Raw genomic sequence first — 15904 nt, 5'->3', positions numbered from 1 at the left:
TCCTATCTATTTCCAAGCATAATTTCTACTCTTAATTTGCACGCAGCGTTTCTTGTGCTATAACATGTTTTATGAGATAAGGCCAACATCAATCTATTCATAATAGTGTTTTGATACTCAGCTACTCTATTTAGCCATTCTTTTTCTCTACATTTCATCCCATCACCATATAAAAGAATTAATGAATGAGCTTGCTCCGAAATGCACACTTTATTTTTATGTGTTATTTCAAAAAGGCGCCTGCTAATTTTATTTAAAAATCCACTCGAGACACCAACAACATTTTTTTCGTGTTGACGATACTTCATATGAATTTCAGGATCAAAAAAAATCCTTCCTCTATTAGCTGCGCAAACTGCTGATAAATAAAAATCATGCAAAATAATTTTCTCAGGATAATCTTTTCCTTGAACTAAACATGATAAGCGGTTATTAAATATCATTGTGCAGCCCATCAATCCACCTGCACACACCAAGGTTTCAAAATCCGTCCTAGGTTTTGACTTATAGACGGCTCTTCCAAGAGATCTTAGATTAGAATCCACCAATTCGGCATTTGAACAATATAAAGCTGGACCTTTTTCCCTCTCAATCATTAAAATACCACTCTGTATCTTGTCAGGCATCCAAAAATCATCTTGATCCGCAAAAGCATAGAAATCATATCCAACACAATGTTTAACTAAATCCAAAAAACTATGTGCTGGCTTCAAATTTTTACCAGTATACCATTTCAATTTTCCTTTTACAGAATACTCTTCAAGAATATCTTTGGTTGAATCAGAGGACCCATCATCTCTTACCCATAAATCCAACTCAAAGTCGCCAATCTGATTAAGGATAGAGTTAATCTGTTCCCTTATATACTTTTCACCGTTGTACGTCGACATTAAGACAGCTACCCTCATGTCCATTCCCTCCTATTACTTTATTTATTTTAGTTCAACCGGATTCACACATGTGCTATGAGGCCCGATATCATACAAAACTATAGCACCTGCTCCAATTACAGCATTCTCTCCAATCTCTATATACTCCAAAATCAGTTCATATGCACATATATAAACATTTTTATAAATCGTGGTGGTTTTCATATCATTCCGTATTCCTATAGTTACGTGATGCTGAATAGTTACATTGTCTTCCATTGTCGCAAAAGAACTGTTAACCGTTCCTAATCCGCAGTGCTCAAATTCAACATTCTTTTCTATTGTATCCTTCCGTGGAATATCACGGCCGTATAGAACTCTTAGGTGAAATATCCCTCTCTGAAAATTTTTTCTGGCCCAATTGTAAATAAAATAGAATAGCCCATATTACATTCTTCCTTTTCAGAATTTTATGCAACTTTCCCCGAATATTTCCTGATAATAGGTTCCCGCAATCTCCGTCTGATCTTCTTTAAATTTGTAAGTCATCTTGTGAAACGGTGTCTGTGCCTTAATTGCTTTCCACATCTGCTCATCATACTGATCAAACAATCGCAGTAGAAGAATGTGAGGTGTTGCGTTATCACTCGGCACAATGCGTCTCCAGTCTTCTGGATAATACTCCAACACAATAGAAATAAAATCATGTAGCAAAAAGTAGTCAAGAATCTGAGTATTCTCTTTCCAATACTCATAACACAAATATCTTGTTGCCATTAAAACCTTGTTATTTGTCTTCGAGCTCATCAGCCAACTGGAATTGATATGGCTATGTCCATCTCTACCAGGCTTTAAACACTGGTAGAAGAACAAATCAGAATCAAAGAAGTAGTCTGGAATATTTGAGTCAGTGCAAAGCACAGTCGCATCTAGCCACATCCCACCATTTTGGATAAGCAATTCTAATCGAAGCAAATCTGTCATATGAGTATTGGTAATCTGACCGCTTTTCCACTTTTCCATGATATAATCAGGAAACTGCACATACTGTGCCATGTTTTCAGTCGTGATTAACACCACTTCTTTGCCTGGAAGGTTTCTCAAAATGGACTCATAACACTTCTGGACAATAACAGGTGCATTCTCAATTCCTTGGAACCAACATACCCAAATCTTATTACTGCCTTCATGTGCCAAAGTCTCATTGTATTCACTATCAAATATATTTAACGTTTCTCTATACTTCTTTTGTAGCTTCTGCTTTACCTTCAGATGAGTGGATAATCTCAGTATTTCTAAAGCTGTTCGGCTTTTGCCAAGCAACAAGAATTCACCAACAGCTGTGAAAAAGGCGCCGCTCTGCCAATACTGTTTTATTAAGTTCCATCCACCCTGTTTTTCAAAGGTTTTCTTCAAATTGCTCATAATGTATCCACCTTACTTAGCTATATTTAAACGATATTTCGCTCATCAAATGTCTGTTCTATCTTTTATCTTTCTTACAGGAATTTATTCTAGAATTTCATTGTTGTCTGTAGATGTCGTAAGGTCAGTATTTACCCAAATAATGGTGTTTTCACCTACAACAAGATTACTTGCACCATTAAAAATAATGGTGCTGCCTTTAAGTGTTACCCCTCACGAGCTTTAGCTTCTAGGCCACCCAAATATCACTTCTGTTAACGGTCAATTTGACATAATCATTACATTTTCTTCAATTACGGTATATTTATGAATTACAGTACCTAACCCACCATGTTTGAAATTGACATTCTTGCGAATACGCGTGCTCATTCTTGTGCCCAGACCGCTCGTCACAATTAACAATTTACTGTAGAATTTTTCACATGTTTACTCTTAGTTTCAGCGAACCTACGCACAATCTTATTCATCATACACATAGGTGAGTTTCTAAATTATCGAATTATCGCAATTACTCATAAAGCCACTTTGTACGCTCTTTGTTCATGTACTCAGTATAATCCTTTTTCAAGTCAACGAAATTACCGTGAATCGGGTATTGGTCTCTTGTTTCTTGGCTTGGCATCTCCATCCACTTCGAGCCAAACCTGGTTTCCAAGTATTCCTCAACCTGCTCAAATACCGGAAGCTCTGTGTTCTCAAACGGTACATATCTTGGCTTTCCAAGATACTTACGAGGAAATGAAGTCTTCTTATAACGTGCTCTGCCAAAGTAATGCCCCATTAGTTCAGTATTTTTCCCCTCATATCCATGAACATATTTAATCAACATTGGTCTAGTCACAGAATTTACTGCAATCTTAGAAACACCAAGAACCATGCGCTTTACGACACTTTCATTCGGGAAATTGCAAATAGCGAGTGCATTAATCCGTAGCATCTGTGCTGCAATATACTGCATCCTGTGAGCAAAATCATTTGATGGTGCTGAATAAAGACACATAATATCCACGAATACGGTGTGATGTTGTTTAAAATTGAACTTAAACTCATCACTGACCATAGTCGTCCCTTTCAAACACACCCTGCTCATGAAAAGAGGCCATTCAGAAGTATTTTCACGCTGTAGGAAATATTTATCTTTATTTCCTTCCCGTTGAAATAAGCAGAGGAACTTTTCATAGTTTTCAACTGTCATAAAGATGTCCAAGTCATCATCCCACGGAATAAAACCCTTATGACGCATAGCTCCAAGCGCAGATCCGCCCATCAGATAATATGTAATATCATTTTTACGGCAAAATGAATCTATGTCTTTCACAATTGACAGGATCACATCTTGAATGTCTTTGATGGAATATTCTTCTTTCATAACCTTGCGCCCCTTATTTTTCTTCATTTTTTAAAGTGTTCTTAATAAAATTTGTCAATTGAGTGCTAGAAATTCCATCTGTATGTGGTAAATACACTATCTTTACTCCAACGGGCTCAAATTCTTCCTCAAACTTTTTCCACTGCGGAGTGCCTTTCCAGTCTGATCCAACAAACATTTTATTAAAATGGTATTTAGCCCATGCACCAAACTTATTCTTATCTGATTGTGGGACAACTTGATCCACATATTTCAACGCAGCTACAATAGCAACCCTCTCTTCATATGGGATAACCGGTGTTTTCCCTTTATCATCTTGTACGAGTTCATCAGTGCTTACTCCCACAATCAGATAATCGCATTGTTCTTTAGCTCTTTGTATTACATTCAAGTGACCAATATGAAACATATCATAGACACCCGTTGTATATCCGATAATGTTTTTATTGTTTTCCATGCTTTGTATTTCCTCCTAATGAGTTATTAATCATCCCTCTACAATTATGATATATTTATTTATACGAGGTTGATTTGATTTATTCATAAAAAACTTACATTCTTTTTAATCATTTCCTCATACCCTTTTACTTGGCATAAAGACGCTTATTTCACGCCGTTAAGAAACACTTTTTCATATAAATCCACAATATGTTCCCAGCTATACTCATCCGAAATCCTCTTCTTCGCCCTCACGCCAAAAGCTTTGATTTCTTTCTCGCTCATCTCATCAGCCTTTTCAATGAGATTTGCCAGCTCACCGTCACCCTTGTCCCAATACAAAGCCCCGTCTTCGCCAACCTCACGGTTAAAACCTACATTCAAAAGCAAGTTTAGATCAGTACTACCCAGTGCCTCAAGCAAACTTGGATTAGTACCACCAACCTCATGACCATGGAAATATCCATACGCATTTTCACGGATTTTCATAAGCAACTCCTGATCATACACAGTTCCAACGAATTTAATTCTCGGATCACTCTTGAAATGCAGTCTATCCTCCAGTTCCTCCAGGAACTTATAATTCACATTAGTGATAATAGCGAAATCTCTTTCACTCTTGCTCTTCATATATTCCCTAATCATGGTCTCGTAGTTATTTTCCGGCACGAAACGACCAACTACCAAGTAGTAGCTCTTTGCGGTCAAGCCTTTCTGCTGATACCAATCAAGCAGTTTCTGGTCATCATCAGCAAGCTGACTCTTTCTAGTCTCTGCACCATACGCGATGAAAGTCGTACTTGGATTTACTCCGTGGATACCCTTTCCGTCATAACACTCATGAATATACTTCTCAATATTCACAGAATCACAGATAGCAAGATCACAGTACTTCACCATCATCTGCTCAGAAATCTTCCAGTACTTTCTGATCGGTGCAGACCACTTGGCTCTCATCCACTCATGTCCATCCGGGTTTAGGTAAACCTTACCGCCGAGCTTGTGGATTTTTTTATAATAGTGCCCAGCAAATGGTCCAATACGACAGGCCATGATGTACACGATAGGATTGTTGATTCTATTTTTCTTGATGTATTTGCAACATTCATGAAGGGCCGCAACATCGTAGTAAATAGCCTGTGCAGGACCGATATTAGGAATATAAATCTTGAAACAGTGAGCGTTGTGGTAAGTAAACTCAGTATCGGATATTTTAGTTACTCCATCCACTTTCGTTTCGTCCATGCAGCCATCACCGTTGGCCTTGCATGCCACATGATATTTAATTTTTTCATTATTCTGGTGATACTCAGTCAGCTTATTAATGAAAGTCTCATACCCACCATAAGCACCGAGGCTCTTCGCACCGACTAAAAAGACATGTTGTACATTCTTCTGCATAGTATTTCTCTCCACAACTCTGTATTTATGGACTGTGACTCCCTGAATACTTATGGTCACTCACAGTCATTCTTGATTTAGCAATCTGACCCCTTATTAGGTCTGTAATGTGTTTCTTCTATATTATTTCACTCCACTTAAATTTTTTCATAAATATATAAGCACCTTCATTAAATATAGAATAATCAAATAAAGTATTCATTCATACGACATTTTAAAGTAAAATACATTTTTAAACTGTGAATTCTATATTTTTATGGCATTTAGACAATCAAAACGCGACAATACGTCGATTCTGCTTGTCTAAAATTTTTCTACTATCAAATTTAATCTAAAATTCCATAAAAGAACAATATATTATAAATATTATCATAAAATATCTATTTTTATCAATGCTTCAATAATGTTGTATAATATCACACATTCTCACTTATAATTATATTAATTTGAAAAATCAGCTTTTTATTCATAGTAATCCTCTGTGACTTACAACATAATATTTTACTATCTTATTGTGCTTTTATTGTTATCTTCTAAACTTATAATAATGTCTATCTATACTTTTGAATAAAAATTTTTAAAGCCTCTCTCCACTCTCTCATTTCATCGCCCACACTACATATCAACATCATATTATCCAAAGATGAGAAGCTCGGCCTTTTAGCTGCTCTATTAATTTTATCAGAAGTAATTGGACTAACAGTACAATCTATCCCTGCGTATTCAACAATAGCCTTAGCAAAATCATACCAAGAGCATTCACCGGCACCTGTGCAATGATATACTCCATACTCCTCAGTTAAACCTAACTTCAAAATATGATGAGCCAAATCCTCAGCATTTGTTGGATTACCTCTTTGATCATCTACTACGTCCAAATGTCCTTTTTCCTTCGCAGCTTTTATAATTGTCTTAACAAAGTTCTTCCCATTATATCCATAAAGCCATGCAGTTCTAACTATAAAATATCTTGAAGAAAACTCTCTAACATAATTTTCTCCAAGTAACTTTGTTTTCCCGTACACACTTACTGGATTAGTTATATCATATTCTGTATAAGGCACTGTTCCATTACCCTCAAACACATAATCTGTTGATATATGTATAAGCTTTGCACCAGCTTCCTCACAAGCAATTGCTAGATTTCTTGGTCCTAAAGAATTCACCTTAAAAGCTAAATCTTGATTGTTCTCACAGCCATCTACGTTAGTATAAGCCGCTGAATTAATGACAATATTAGGTTTAATATCATTTATAAATTCCCTTACTGATTGTAAATTTGATATATCCAGTTCTTCTACATCAACCCCTATAATCTCAGCTGTTCTATATTCTTCTGATATAGACCCTAACTCTGAAGCTCCTGTTTTTAATATATTAACAATTTGACTACCTAGTTGTCCAATGCAGCCTGTAATTAGTATTTTCATATCATTTCTCTCCTCGAGATTAAAATTCTATTTTACGTTTTTTCAAGGTTGGAGCATTCTTATCCTTATCAGATAATAGTACTTCATCTATTCCTTGTAAAGGCCATTGTATATTTATATCTGGATCATCCCAAGCAATCCCACCTTCAAATTCTGGATGATATAAGTTAGTACATTTATATACAAATTCAGCCTCATCAGATGTAACTAAAAAACCATGAGCAAATCCTTCGGGAACATAAAATTGATTTTTGTTTTCTTCACTTAGAAGTACACCATACCATTGTCCATATGTCTTTGATTCTTTTCTTAAATCTACTGCAACATCAAAAACTTCTCCCTTTATTACTCTAACTAATTTCCCTTGAGAATATTGGGTTTGAAAGTGCATACCTCTAAGTACACCTTTTCTCGATTTAGATTGATTATCCTGAACAAATACCATATCCAATCCAGCTTCCTTAAAGTCTTCATAATTATATGTTTCCATAAAATAGCCTCTGTGATCTCCAAAAACCTTAGGCTCAATAATATATAAGTCCTCTATAGGAGTCTTAATAAATTTAAACTGTCCCATATTTTGTCCTCCTATCTAACCTCGTACATTTTACTGTAATAATTTTGGTAATCTCCACTCGTAACATTATTCATCCAATCATTATTATCTAAATACCATTTTATAGTTTTCTTTATTCCAACTTCAAATGTGGTTTCAGGATACCAACCTAATTTTTCTTTTATTTTACTTGGATCTATACCATATCTTCTATCATGGCCTTTTCTATCTTCTACATATTTAATTAAATTCTCAGTTACTTCTTTGTCCACATGTTCATTTATATAGCTTATTACAGTTTTAACAATCTGAATATTAGTCCTCTCATTATGTCCACCTACATTATAAACCTCGCCTATTCTTCCACCATTTATAACCTTATCAATAGCCTTACAATGGTCTTCTACATATAACCAATCTCTTATATTTAATCCATCTCCATAGACAGGTAAATCTTTATGATTTAGACAGTTATTTATCAACAATGGTATTAACTTTTCTGGAAACTGATATGGTCCATAGTTATTAGAACATCTTGTTACGTTAATTGGCATTTTATACGTGTCAAAGTAAGCCTTAACCATCAAATCTGCTCCTGCTTTACTTGAAGAATATGGACTATGTGAATCTAAAGGTGTTGTTTCCATAAAGAAGCCACTTTCTCCAAGAGAACCATATACTTCATCAGTAGATACTTGTAAGTATTTCTTTCCCTGTTTAAAGCCATCTTTTGTTTCCCATGAGTTTTTTGCAGCATTCAATAGCGTCACAGTTCCTAAAACATTTGTTTTTACAAATATTTCTGGTTCTCTTATACTTCTGTCAACATGGGATTCTGCTGCAAAATTCACTACATAGTCTACATCATATTTTTTAAACAATCCTTCAACTAATTCTTTATCGCATATATCTCCTTGAACAAATATATGATTAGGATTATTTTCTATACTCTTAAGATTTTCTAAATTTCCCGCATATGTAAGTTTATCAAGATTAATAATCTTTATATCGTTATATTGGTTTAACATATATAGAACAAAATTTGAACCTATAAATCCTGCTCCACCAGTAACTAAATAAGTTTTCATGTCCCTTCCTCCAAGCTACAAATTATTTACATTCATTACATAGTAGCGGCAACTTCCTTTGCTACTTCACCAGATTCATTACCTATATTAATAAGATACTCACCATATTCAACCTTTGAAAGTGGTTCAGCTAATGTTAATAATTGTTCTCTACTTATATAACCTTTTCTATAAGCTATTTCTTCTATACAAGCTACATATAATCCTTGTCTAGTTTGAACTGCCTCAACAAAGTTAGATGCATTTAGTAACCCTCTATGTGTCCCAGTATCCAGCCAAGCCATTCCTCTACCTAAAAGTTCTACTTTTAACTTCTTCCTTTTCAAGTATTCATTGTTTATAGAAGTTATTTCCAACTCACCTCTTGCTGATGGTTTTATACTTTTTGCTATTCCAATTACATCATTATCGTAAAAATAAAGTCCAGGTACTGCATAATTAGATTTAGGATTTTGTGGTTTTTCCTCTATAGAAATTACATTATTATTTTCATCAAATTCAACAACCCCAAAATCTCTCGGATTGCTTACATGATATCCAAATATTGTAGAATCTTCTCTTGCTACTGCTTTTTCTAATCTTTCTGTAAATCCGTACCCAAAAAATATATTATCTCCTAAAACTAGTGCTACTTTGTCTTTTCCAATAAAATCTTCTCCAATTATAAATGCCTCCGCTAGGCCCCTTGGCTCATCTTGAATAGCATACTCAAACTTTAATCCAAGTTGACTTCCATCTCCTAATAGTTCTTTAAAGAAATTTATATCTCTAGGTGTTGAGATTATAAGTATTTCTCTTATACCCGCAAGCATTAGTACTGATAAAGGATAGTAAATCATTGGTTTATCATATATAGGTAATATTTGTTTTGATACTGACTTCGTTATTGGATAAAGTCTAGTGCCCGATCCTCCTGCTAATATTATTCCCTTCATTAATTTACCTCCATTATTTCTTAAATTTTCAACTGCAAATCATAAACTTTCAATGTCAAATCCTAAACTACGATGCATTTTCATCCCCAAACAGCACTCCAAAAGTCTTAAATATCAACTTAACGTCTGTTAAGGTGTCTCTTTCTTCTATGTATTTAATGTCAAGCTCCATCCATTCTTCAAAGCCTATTTTGTTTCTTCCGCTGACCTGCCAATAACAGGTAAGTCCCGGTTTAGCTATGAGTCTTAACTTTTGGCGCTTTGTAAACTTCATAACTTCCCTTGGAAGGCTTGGTCTTGGGCCTACTAATGACATATCTCCTTTTAACACATTAAACAACTGTGGGAGCTCATCTATGCTTGTCTTTCTTATGAACTTTCCTGTCTTTGTGATTCTTGGATCTTCCTTTATCTTGAACATTGGGCCTGTCATTTCATTTTTTTCTTGAAGCTTGTCTAAAAGTTCCTCAGCATTTATTACCATGGAACGGAACTTGTACATTTTAAATATCTTACCCTTTTCTCCCACTCTTTCTTGAGAAAACACTATAGGGCCTTTAGATTCAATCTTAATACAAATTGCTGTAATTAACATTATGGGAGCCATAAGAACTAACCCAGCTAAGGCACTAATTATGTCTATTGTCCTTTTTATAAAAAAATAAGTTTTACTTTTATTATATTGTTTTGAATAATTCTGCGGTATCTCTATTTCCTTTGGAAATAACATATTTTGGTTTGTTTCCATTTCTCTTTCAAGCCTTACCTCTTGCATCCTTACTCCCCCTTCTACCCTTTATTATACATTCTGATTCGTTAACAAATCATTAATAAATAGTTAACAGCATAGTTATTATATAACAATTTGCCAACATCTATAAAAGGGCATATTTTTGACTCATTGGGCAATACTCCGGAAATACTCCATTTAGCTTATAATAACTTCTATATCCTTTGCTAGACTTCCATGATTTACTAAAAAAGATGCTTATAGGATTTTTTTTAATTCAGCTGAAAGTGTAATTAAATCTTTCCTTGTCCTTTATTCCAATATATGTAATAAGCGCTATGTATTTTATATATTTCATGCTTTTATTTTCAAATTTTAGTGTGATAATGTTGAATTTAATTCCATTTTTCCTTTTAAAAACCTTATTTTTATTAAACTTTTTTCAAAATATTTATGTTATTAGATAGTTATCTTGCTAAAGTAATGTGAATTTAATTGTTCAAAAAAATTTTGCGACATTTTTCTCCAAGATAAGAGGATAAATAGAAATTCTGCAAGATTTATTTAATATCTCCTGCAGAATCTACTAGATGTACAACATATTTTTTTATTTTTTCTCTTCTTCTTCTGCGTAATAACTGTAGTAAGCTCCATAATATCCTTTATGACTTCCATCAACTTTGTTCAATACTACTCCAAGCATATTAGCATCCACTTTTTCTAAAAGCTCCCTTGCTTTCATGGCTGCATCTCTATCTGCCTGCTCTGATGCTACTACAAGTATGCATCCATCTGCATATCTTGATAATAGCTGGGCATCTGTTACTGCAACTATAGGAGGAGTATCTATTATTATAGTGTCATATTTTTCTCTTAATGACTCTAAAAACTCTTTCATAGCTCCCGAAGCTAAAAGCTCCGCAGGATTTGGAGGCTTTGTACCTGATGTAATTATAGCTAAATCCTTTACTCCAGTATCTTGAATTGCATCTTCAAATTTTATTTCCTTTGCCAACACATCGGATATACCTCTTTCATTAGATAGGTTAAATACCTTATGAAGTCTTGGTTTTCTTTGATCGCAATCTATGATTACAGTTTTATTACCTGTTTGAGCCATAACTACAGCAAGGTTTGATGCTGTAGTAGATTTTCCTTCTCCAGGGCCTGAGCTTGTAACAACTATGACCTTTATATCCTTATCCACAGATGAAAACTTTATATTGGTTCTAAGTGTTCTATATGATTCTGAAATAGGTGACAGTGGTTTTGTTATAGTAATAAGTTCTGAAACCTTCATTTTCTTCACTCCAATTAATTTTATGTCTTGTTTTTTATTAGAAAGCTAAATATACTCTTCCTTTCTTTAATTAAACTATAATTAACTTCCATAGGTTTATCTTGTAATAAACATCCATAGTTCTTTTCTATATCCTCTATAATATTTGGTGAAATTTCATTTATTAAATCAATTCCATCTTTAATACCCGGGCATCTTTTATTTAAGCTATGACAGTCCGATCCTACAAAACTCACTATTCCATGTTTTATAAAAGTTACCGCTGTATCCCGAACTTTTTTTCCAAACACCCCTTTTAAACTAACTGTATTTATTTGAAAAAGGTATTCTTCTTCTAAAAATCTATTTATCAAAGAAGGTTTTTCTATAAAATATCTATACCTCTCAGGATGAGCAATAATAGGATTTGCTCCTCTCACCCTTAATTCATATAAAATATCCAGGGCATTTTTAGGTAATGTATCCATAGGAAACTCTACAAGCATATAACTTGAATCACCAATACATCCTAAAAGCCCACTTTTATAATCTCTTAATGTATGATCATCTATATACACTTCTTGTCCAGGTAATACTTTTATCTTTATATCTTTTTCCTTCAAGATATTATTTAGCTCTTTTACTTTTTCCCTTATGTTATCATATGAGTTTTCATAATATCCTCTTGCATAATGAGGAGTTGCAGCAATATACTCAAACCCTTCACTTTGCGCTGTACTTATCATACTCAAGGATTCTTCTAAAGTCTTTGCACCATCATCTATACCATGAATTATATGGCTATGTATATCAAACATAGAGTATCACCTCTTTTAGCCCTCTGCTTGTTTTGATATAACTCTACTCATCGAAACAGCTGAATGCTTTTTTTGGGTTTCTTCTACTTGCTTTGGAATTATTCCTATAACAGGCAGCCCTAAATATCTTTCAACATCTTCTTCTGTCTTTATAGTCTTATCCATGTATTCAAGTACAAATGCAAGTCCAACGGATACCATAAGCCCTAAAAAGAAAGCTATAGCTACATTTATAGCCTTTTTAGGCTTTATTGGTTTTTCAGGCACCTTTGCTCTATCAAGAACCTCAATGGTTCCTCCTGTTGGGAAGGATGCTTTAGATTCTTCCACAAAGGCTGAAGTCACTGCATCTATTATTGCTGCAGCTTCTTTAGCATCTTTGTTTTCTGCCTTTATTTCAAGAACCTGCGTATCCTGCTGCGGCGTTACATTTATCATTCCTTGAATTTCTTTTGGTGTATATTTTATGCCCAATTTAACTGATGCATTTTGAGCAACTCTTTCAGACTTTGCAATTACAGCATAGGTCTTTATAAGCTTTTGGTACATTGCAACATCATTATTATTAAGCTTTGATTCAGTTTCTTGAGGCTTACCTACTATTATACTTGTTCTTGACTCAAAGGTAGGTTTTATTATAAAGAAACTTAATATTGCTGAAAACAAGGTGCATGCCACAGTTATAGCAACTATTAATTTAACTCTTTTTTTTAACATTATAAAAAGATCCCGAAGGTCTAGGGTTATTTCCTCTTCCATTAATTTTATTCCTCCTTAAAAACGAAGCCGGTAGAAGCCGGCCTGTTTATTATTTAATTGACAATCTATAAGTTATGCTGCTTCCGTTGTCATCTATTAATTTTATAGAGTTATTATTTAACATCATAATGCTTGAAGCTGATAACCCGTCTCCTTCTGCATCCAACCCTTGATCTCTTAAGTATATTATTAAGTCCATGTTTTTTCTGTTGCTTCCATAAAGTCTTTTTATGGTATCTGCATCCACTGTTGTTCCTGCAACTACTGCACTTTTTATATTATTTGAAGCTGTTACCACTACTTTAGTAAATTTAGCATCAAATCCTGCTGGAATCTTTACTGAAATTGTACCATCGCCTATACTTCCATTTATTGTAGTCCCATTGTCAGCCTTTAGGTATACAGATTCAACCTCCAGCTTAGTAACCTCTCCTGGAACTCCGCCACCGCCTCCTGGCACTTCTGGGTCTACTGGCACCTCTGGGTCTACAGGAACTTCTGGATCTGTAACATCAGTTCCTTGCCCCTTACTTGCCTTTATTTCGTTTACAACAGTATTTGAAACTACTGCTTCTCCGCCAAGTGCAAATAAATTTGCTTCTTTTGTAATGTCAGAAGCTATATAGTTTTTAATTTCCTTAGGCAGCGCTTTATCTGTGAGTATCATAGGTGCATTCATCTTTGCTGCCAGTGCTGCTCCAGATAATGCATCTGCAAATTCATTACCCTTTGGTCCGTTTCCAAGGGCTGCAAATATATTTTCCTTGCTTAGTTCACTGCTAAACTCTTTTAAAATTGCTACGTTAGTTGCAAATCTATTTTCACCATATATTCTCTTGGAATTTGCTATGTTATTTTTTAAGGTTTCACTTACAACTCCAGTTCCACCTATTATGTAAGCCTTGTCTACTGATTTTCCCTTAAGATAATTTGATGTATAACTAGATAAATTTTCTTTAGGAGTTAAAAGTATTGGCATCTGCTTAGCTGCAGCTATTGGTGCCATGGAAAGTGCATCTGCATAACTTACTGAGGAAGTTAGTGCTACTTCTCCATTGAAATCTAACTTTTCTGCAATTTTAGTGGAGGTTTCAAATCTGTCTCTTCCACCAATTCTTTCTAATGCTGCGCTTTTAAATGTATCCTTTATGTACTTTTCAACTTTTGCAGATATAGAACCTTCTCCGCCAACAATTATTATGTTTGAAGGAGCAAGTCTCATTAGTTCTTCTTCCGCATCTTGATTTAAAGCATCCTTTGAAGTTAAAAGTATTGGTGCATCATATTTTTTTGCAAGCGGCACTGCACAAAGCGCATCAGGAAAATTTTCTCCTTGTGCTATTATTACATAGTTGGAACTTGTCCATCCGTAATTTGAAATTGCCTTTGCAGTTGCATATCTGTTGTTACCACTTAATCTCTTGAAACTTCCAGTATCTTCTGCAGCCTTTGCTGATACAGGCATAAGCATCAACCCTACCGCCAGTGCTAAAGATATCTTCTTATTATTCATCATAACCCTCCCATAGTCGTTTAATTAATTTTTATAGTTAACAAGCTAATATGTGAATTTTCCCTTAGAACTATTAACTATATAATATTTAGTATTAATTTTTATTTACATTCCTAGTAACTGTCTTATTTGACTTACATTACTCATATCTACATTTGAAAATATGGCATTTTTTACCTGAGCCTTTTCCTGCGCTGTAAGCTTATTATATATACTTCTTGCAGCTGCTGCATCTCCTCCATAATTATAGGATGGATTTGATGCCATTTTGCTTGTTGTTGAAATCAGTATACCTATAGCTTGCCTTCCTCCTGAAGAAGTTACCGCACCCTGAGCCGCGGATAACTGTCCGCTAAGTCTTGCAAGTGAAGTCTTAGCTTGCGCCAAATTTTTATTTATTTCCTCTTGTTTCTTATTTACCTCTTCTTTTACCTTCTCAACTTCCTGCTTTTTACTTCCATCCTTTATATTTTTCGATATATTATCAATGTCCTTTACAATATTCTGCAATATTTCCTGGGAATTAGAACTTAAACTTTTATCTATTTTATTTATAATTTCCTGAATCTCTTGATTTTGCTCTGCTGTTAGTCCTTTTTCTTTTAATGCATTTAACTCATTCTTTAATTTTCCCAATTCAATTTTAACACTTTTTCCACCATCTAACAACAAACTTGGGGAAATTTTGCTAATTTTTATATCCATTATTCCATTTTTTACATTTATATCCGTTATTGAAAATGGAATTAATTTTTTATTTATTAATATATCAGAGCCATTTATAGCTATATTTTCATCTTTAAGCTGAGACTTTAACTTACTTACAACTATTGATTTTGGAATCGGTAATTTTCCTACTTTAAAGCTATCCGGGGAATATATTATGTATCCTTCATTTTGAGATATAGTTCCATTTGTCCATAAAACTACTTCCATAGATTTATAAGTTATAGGAATTTTTGCCGCTACCTTATCCCCTTCTAAGTCAACTTGAGGAGTCTTTACGGTTATATTTCCCTTTTGTTTTGGTTTTTTATAAACCGTTGAAAGCAGTGAGTTTATTTCTTCTTTTGTCAAAGTTATCATTTTTTCATTTTTCTCAGCAGCAGTTATTTTATTTATGATGCTTTCTGCTGAAGAATCATTTAGAGTATATCCTTGTTTATTAAAAGCAAGTGCTATACAACCTACAATTAATAGGACCATTGCTGTCAACGTTGCCAATATGTTTCTTAATGTTCTTTTCATTACCCTGTACCACCTTCAGTTATAATTATTTAATTATCAGTTTTTG

The 15904-nt window shown here is 34.1% G+C and carries 15 protein-coding genes; all 15 read right to left on the bottom strand.

The features are described 5' to 3' along the window. Positions 1 to 2 precede the first annotated feature (2 nt). The 15 genes from JOC70_RS06480 to JOC70_RS06405 all read right to left on the bottom strand — a co-directional run bounded on the left by JOC70_RS06480 (position 3) and on the right by JOC70_RS06405 (position 15858). Entirely contained in the window at positions 3 to 890 is an 888-nt protein-coding gene (locus JOC70_RS06480; protein WP_204598077.1) for a glycosyltransferase family 2 protein, read from the bottom strand. A 441-nt stretch (positions 891 to 1331) separates the two neighbouring features. Further along, complete coding sequence (locus JOC70_RS06470) at positions 1332 to 2294, bottom strand: capsular polysaccharide synthesis protein (protein ID WP_204598075.1); 963 nt, start codon at positions 2292 to 2294, stop codon at positions 1332 to 1334. Positions 2295 to 2802: 508 nt separating this feature from the next. Then, entirely contained in the window at positions 2803 to 3663 is an 861-nt protein-coding gene (locus JOC70_RS06465; RefSeq protein ID WP_204598074.1) for a LicD family protein, read from the bottom strand. A gap of 13 nt (positions 3664 to 3676) precedes the next feature. Beyond that, on the bottom strand, positions 3677 to 4120 hold the full coding sequence (locus JOC70_RS06460; RefSeq protein ID WP_204598073.1) for an FAD synthase family protein: 444 nt from the start codon (positions 4118 to 4120) through the stop codon (positions 3677 to 3679). 146 nt (positions 4121 to 4266) lie between these two features. Further along, positions 4267 to 5502, bottom strand: a complete 1236-nt coding sequence (gene cps2T / locus JOC70_RS06455; protein ID WP_204598072.1) for a beta 1-4 rhamnosyltransferase Cps2T — start codon at positions 5500 to 5502, stop codon at positions 4267 to 4269. A 551-nt stretch (positions 5503 to 6053) separates the two neighbouring features. After that, complete coding sequence (gene rfbD, locus JOC70_RS06450) at positions 6054 to 6932, bottom strand: dTDP-4-dehydrorhamnose reductase (RefSeq protein ID WP_204598071.1); 879 nt, start codon at positions 6930 to 6932, stop codon at positions 6054 to 6056. 19 nt (positions 6933 to 6951) lie between these two features. Next, on the bottom strand, positions 6952 to 7509 hold the full coding sequence (gene rfbC / locus JOC70_RS06445; protein WP_204598070.1) for a dTDP-4-dehydrorhamnose 3,5-epimerase: 558 nt from the start codon (positions 7507 to 7509) through the stop codon (positions 6952 to 6954). Positions 7510 to 7520: 11 nt separating this feature from the next. Then, on the bottom strand, positions 7521 to 8576 hold the full coding sequence (gene rfbB, locus JOC70_RS06440) for a dTDP-glucose 4,6-dehydratase (RefSeq protein WP_204598069.1): 1056 nt from the start codon (positions 8574 to 8576) through the stop codon (positions 7521 to 7523). Between the two features lie 35 nt (positions 8577 to 8611). Further along, positions 8612 to 9511 carry a glucose-1-phosphate thymidylyltransferase RfbA gene (rfbA, locus tag JOC70_RS06435; protein WP_204598068.1) on the bottom strand — a complete coding sequence of 300 codons (900 nt, stop codon included), beginning with the start codon at positions 9509 to 9511 and terminating at the stop codon, positions 8612 to 8614. A gap of 67 nt (positions 9512 to 9578) precedes the next feature. Then, complete coding sequence (locus JOC70_RS06430) at positions 9579 to 10286, bottom strand: sugar transferase (RefSeq protein ID WP_204598067.1); 708 nt, start codon at positions 10284 to 10286, stop codon at positions 9579 to 9581. Between the two features lie 562 nt (positions 10287 to 10848). Continuing rightward, positions 10849 to 11541: a CpsD/CapB family tyrosine-protein kinase gene (locus JOC70_RS06425; RefSeq protein WP_204598066.1), complete on the bottom strand. Its 693-nt coding sequence runs from the start codon at positions 11539 to 11541 to the stop codon at positions 10849 to 10851. Between the two features lie 20 nt (positions 11542 to 11561). After that, complete coding sequence (locus JOC70_RS06420) at positions 11562 to 12338, bottom strand: tyrosine-protein phosphatase (RefSeq protein ID WP_204598065.1); 777 nt, start codon at positions 12336 to 12338, stop codon at positions 11562 to 11564. A gap of 15 nt (positions 12339 to 12353) precedes the next feature. Further along, positions 12354 to 13097 carry a YveK family protein gene (locus tag JOC70_RS06415; protein ID WP_204598064.1) on the bottom strand — a complete coding sequence of 248 codons (744 nt, stop codon included), beginning with the start codon at positions 13095 to 13097 and terminating at the stop codon, positions 12354 to 12356. 49 nt (positions 13098 to 13146) lie between these two features. After that, positions 13147 to 14610, bottom strand: a complete 1464-nt coding sequence (locus tag JOC70_RS06410; RefSeq protein ID WP_204598063.1) for a cell wall-binding repeat-containing protein — start codon at positions 14608 to 14610, stop codon at positions 13147 to 13149. Positions 14611 to 14715: 105 nt separating this feature from the next. Continuing rightward, on the bottom strand, positions 14716 to 15858 hold the full coding sequence (locus JOC70_RS06405; protein ID WP_204598062.1) for a hypothetical protein: 1143 nt from the start codon (positions 15856 to 15858) through the stop codon (positions 14716 to 14718). Positions 15859 to 15904: the final 46 nt, after the last annotated feature.

Origin of the sequence: Clostridium pascui, from assembly GCF_016908015.1 — a bacterium.
In the GTDB taxonomy this organism is placed as follows: Bacteria; Bacillota; Clostridia; order Clostridiales; family Clostridiaceae; genus Clostridium_AK; species Clostridium_AK pascui.
The sequence above is the reverse complement of the archived record's forward strand: the minus strand, read 5'-3'. Positions and strand labels throughout refer to the sequence as shown.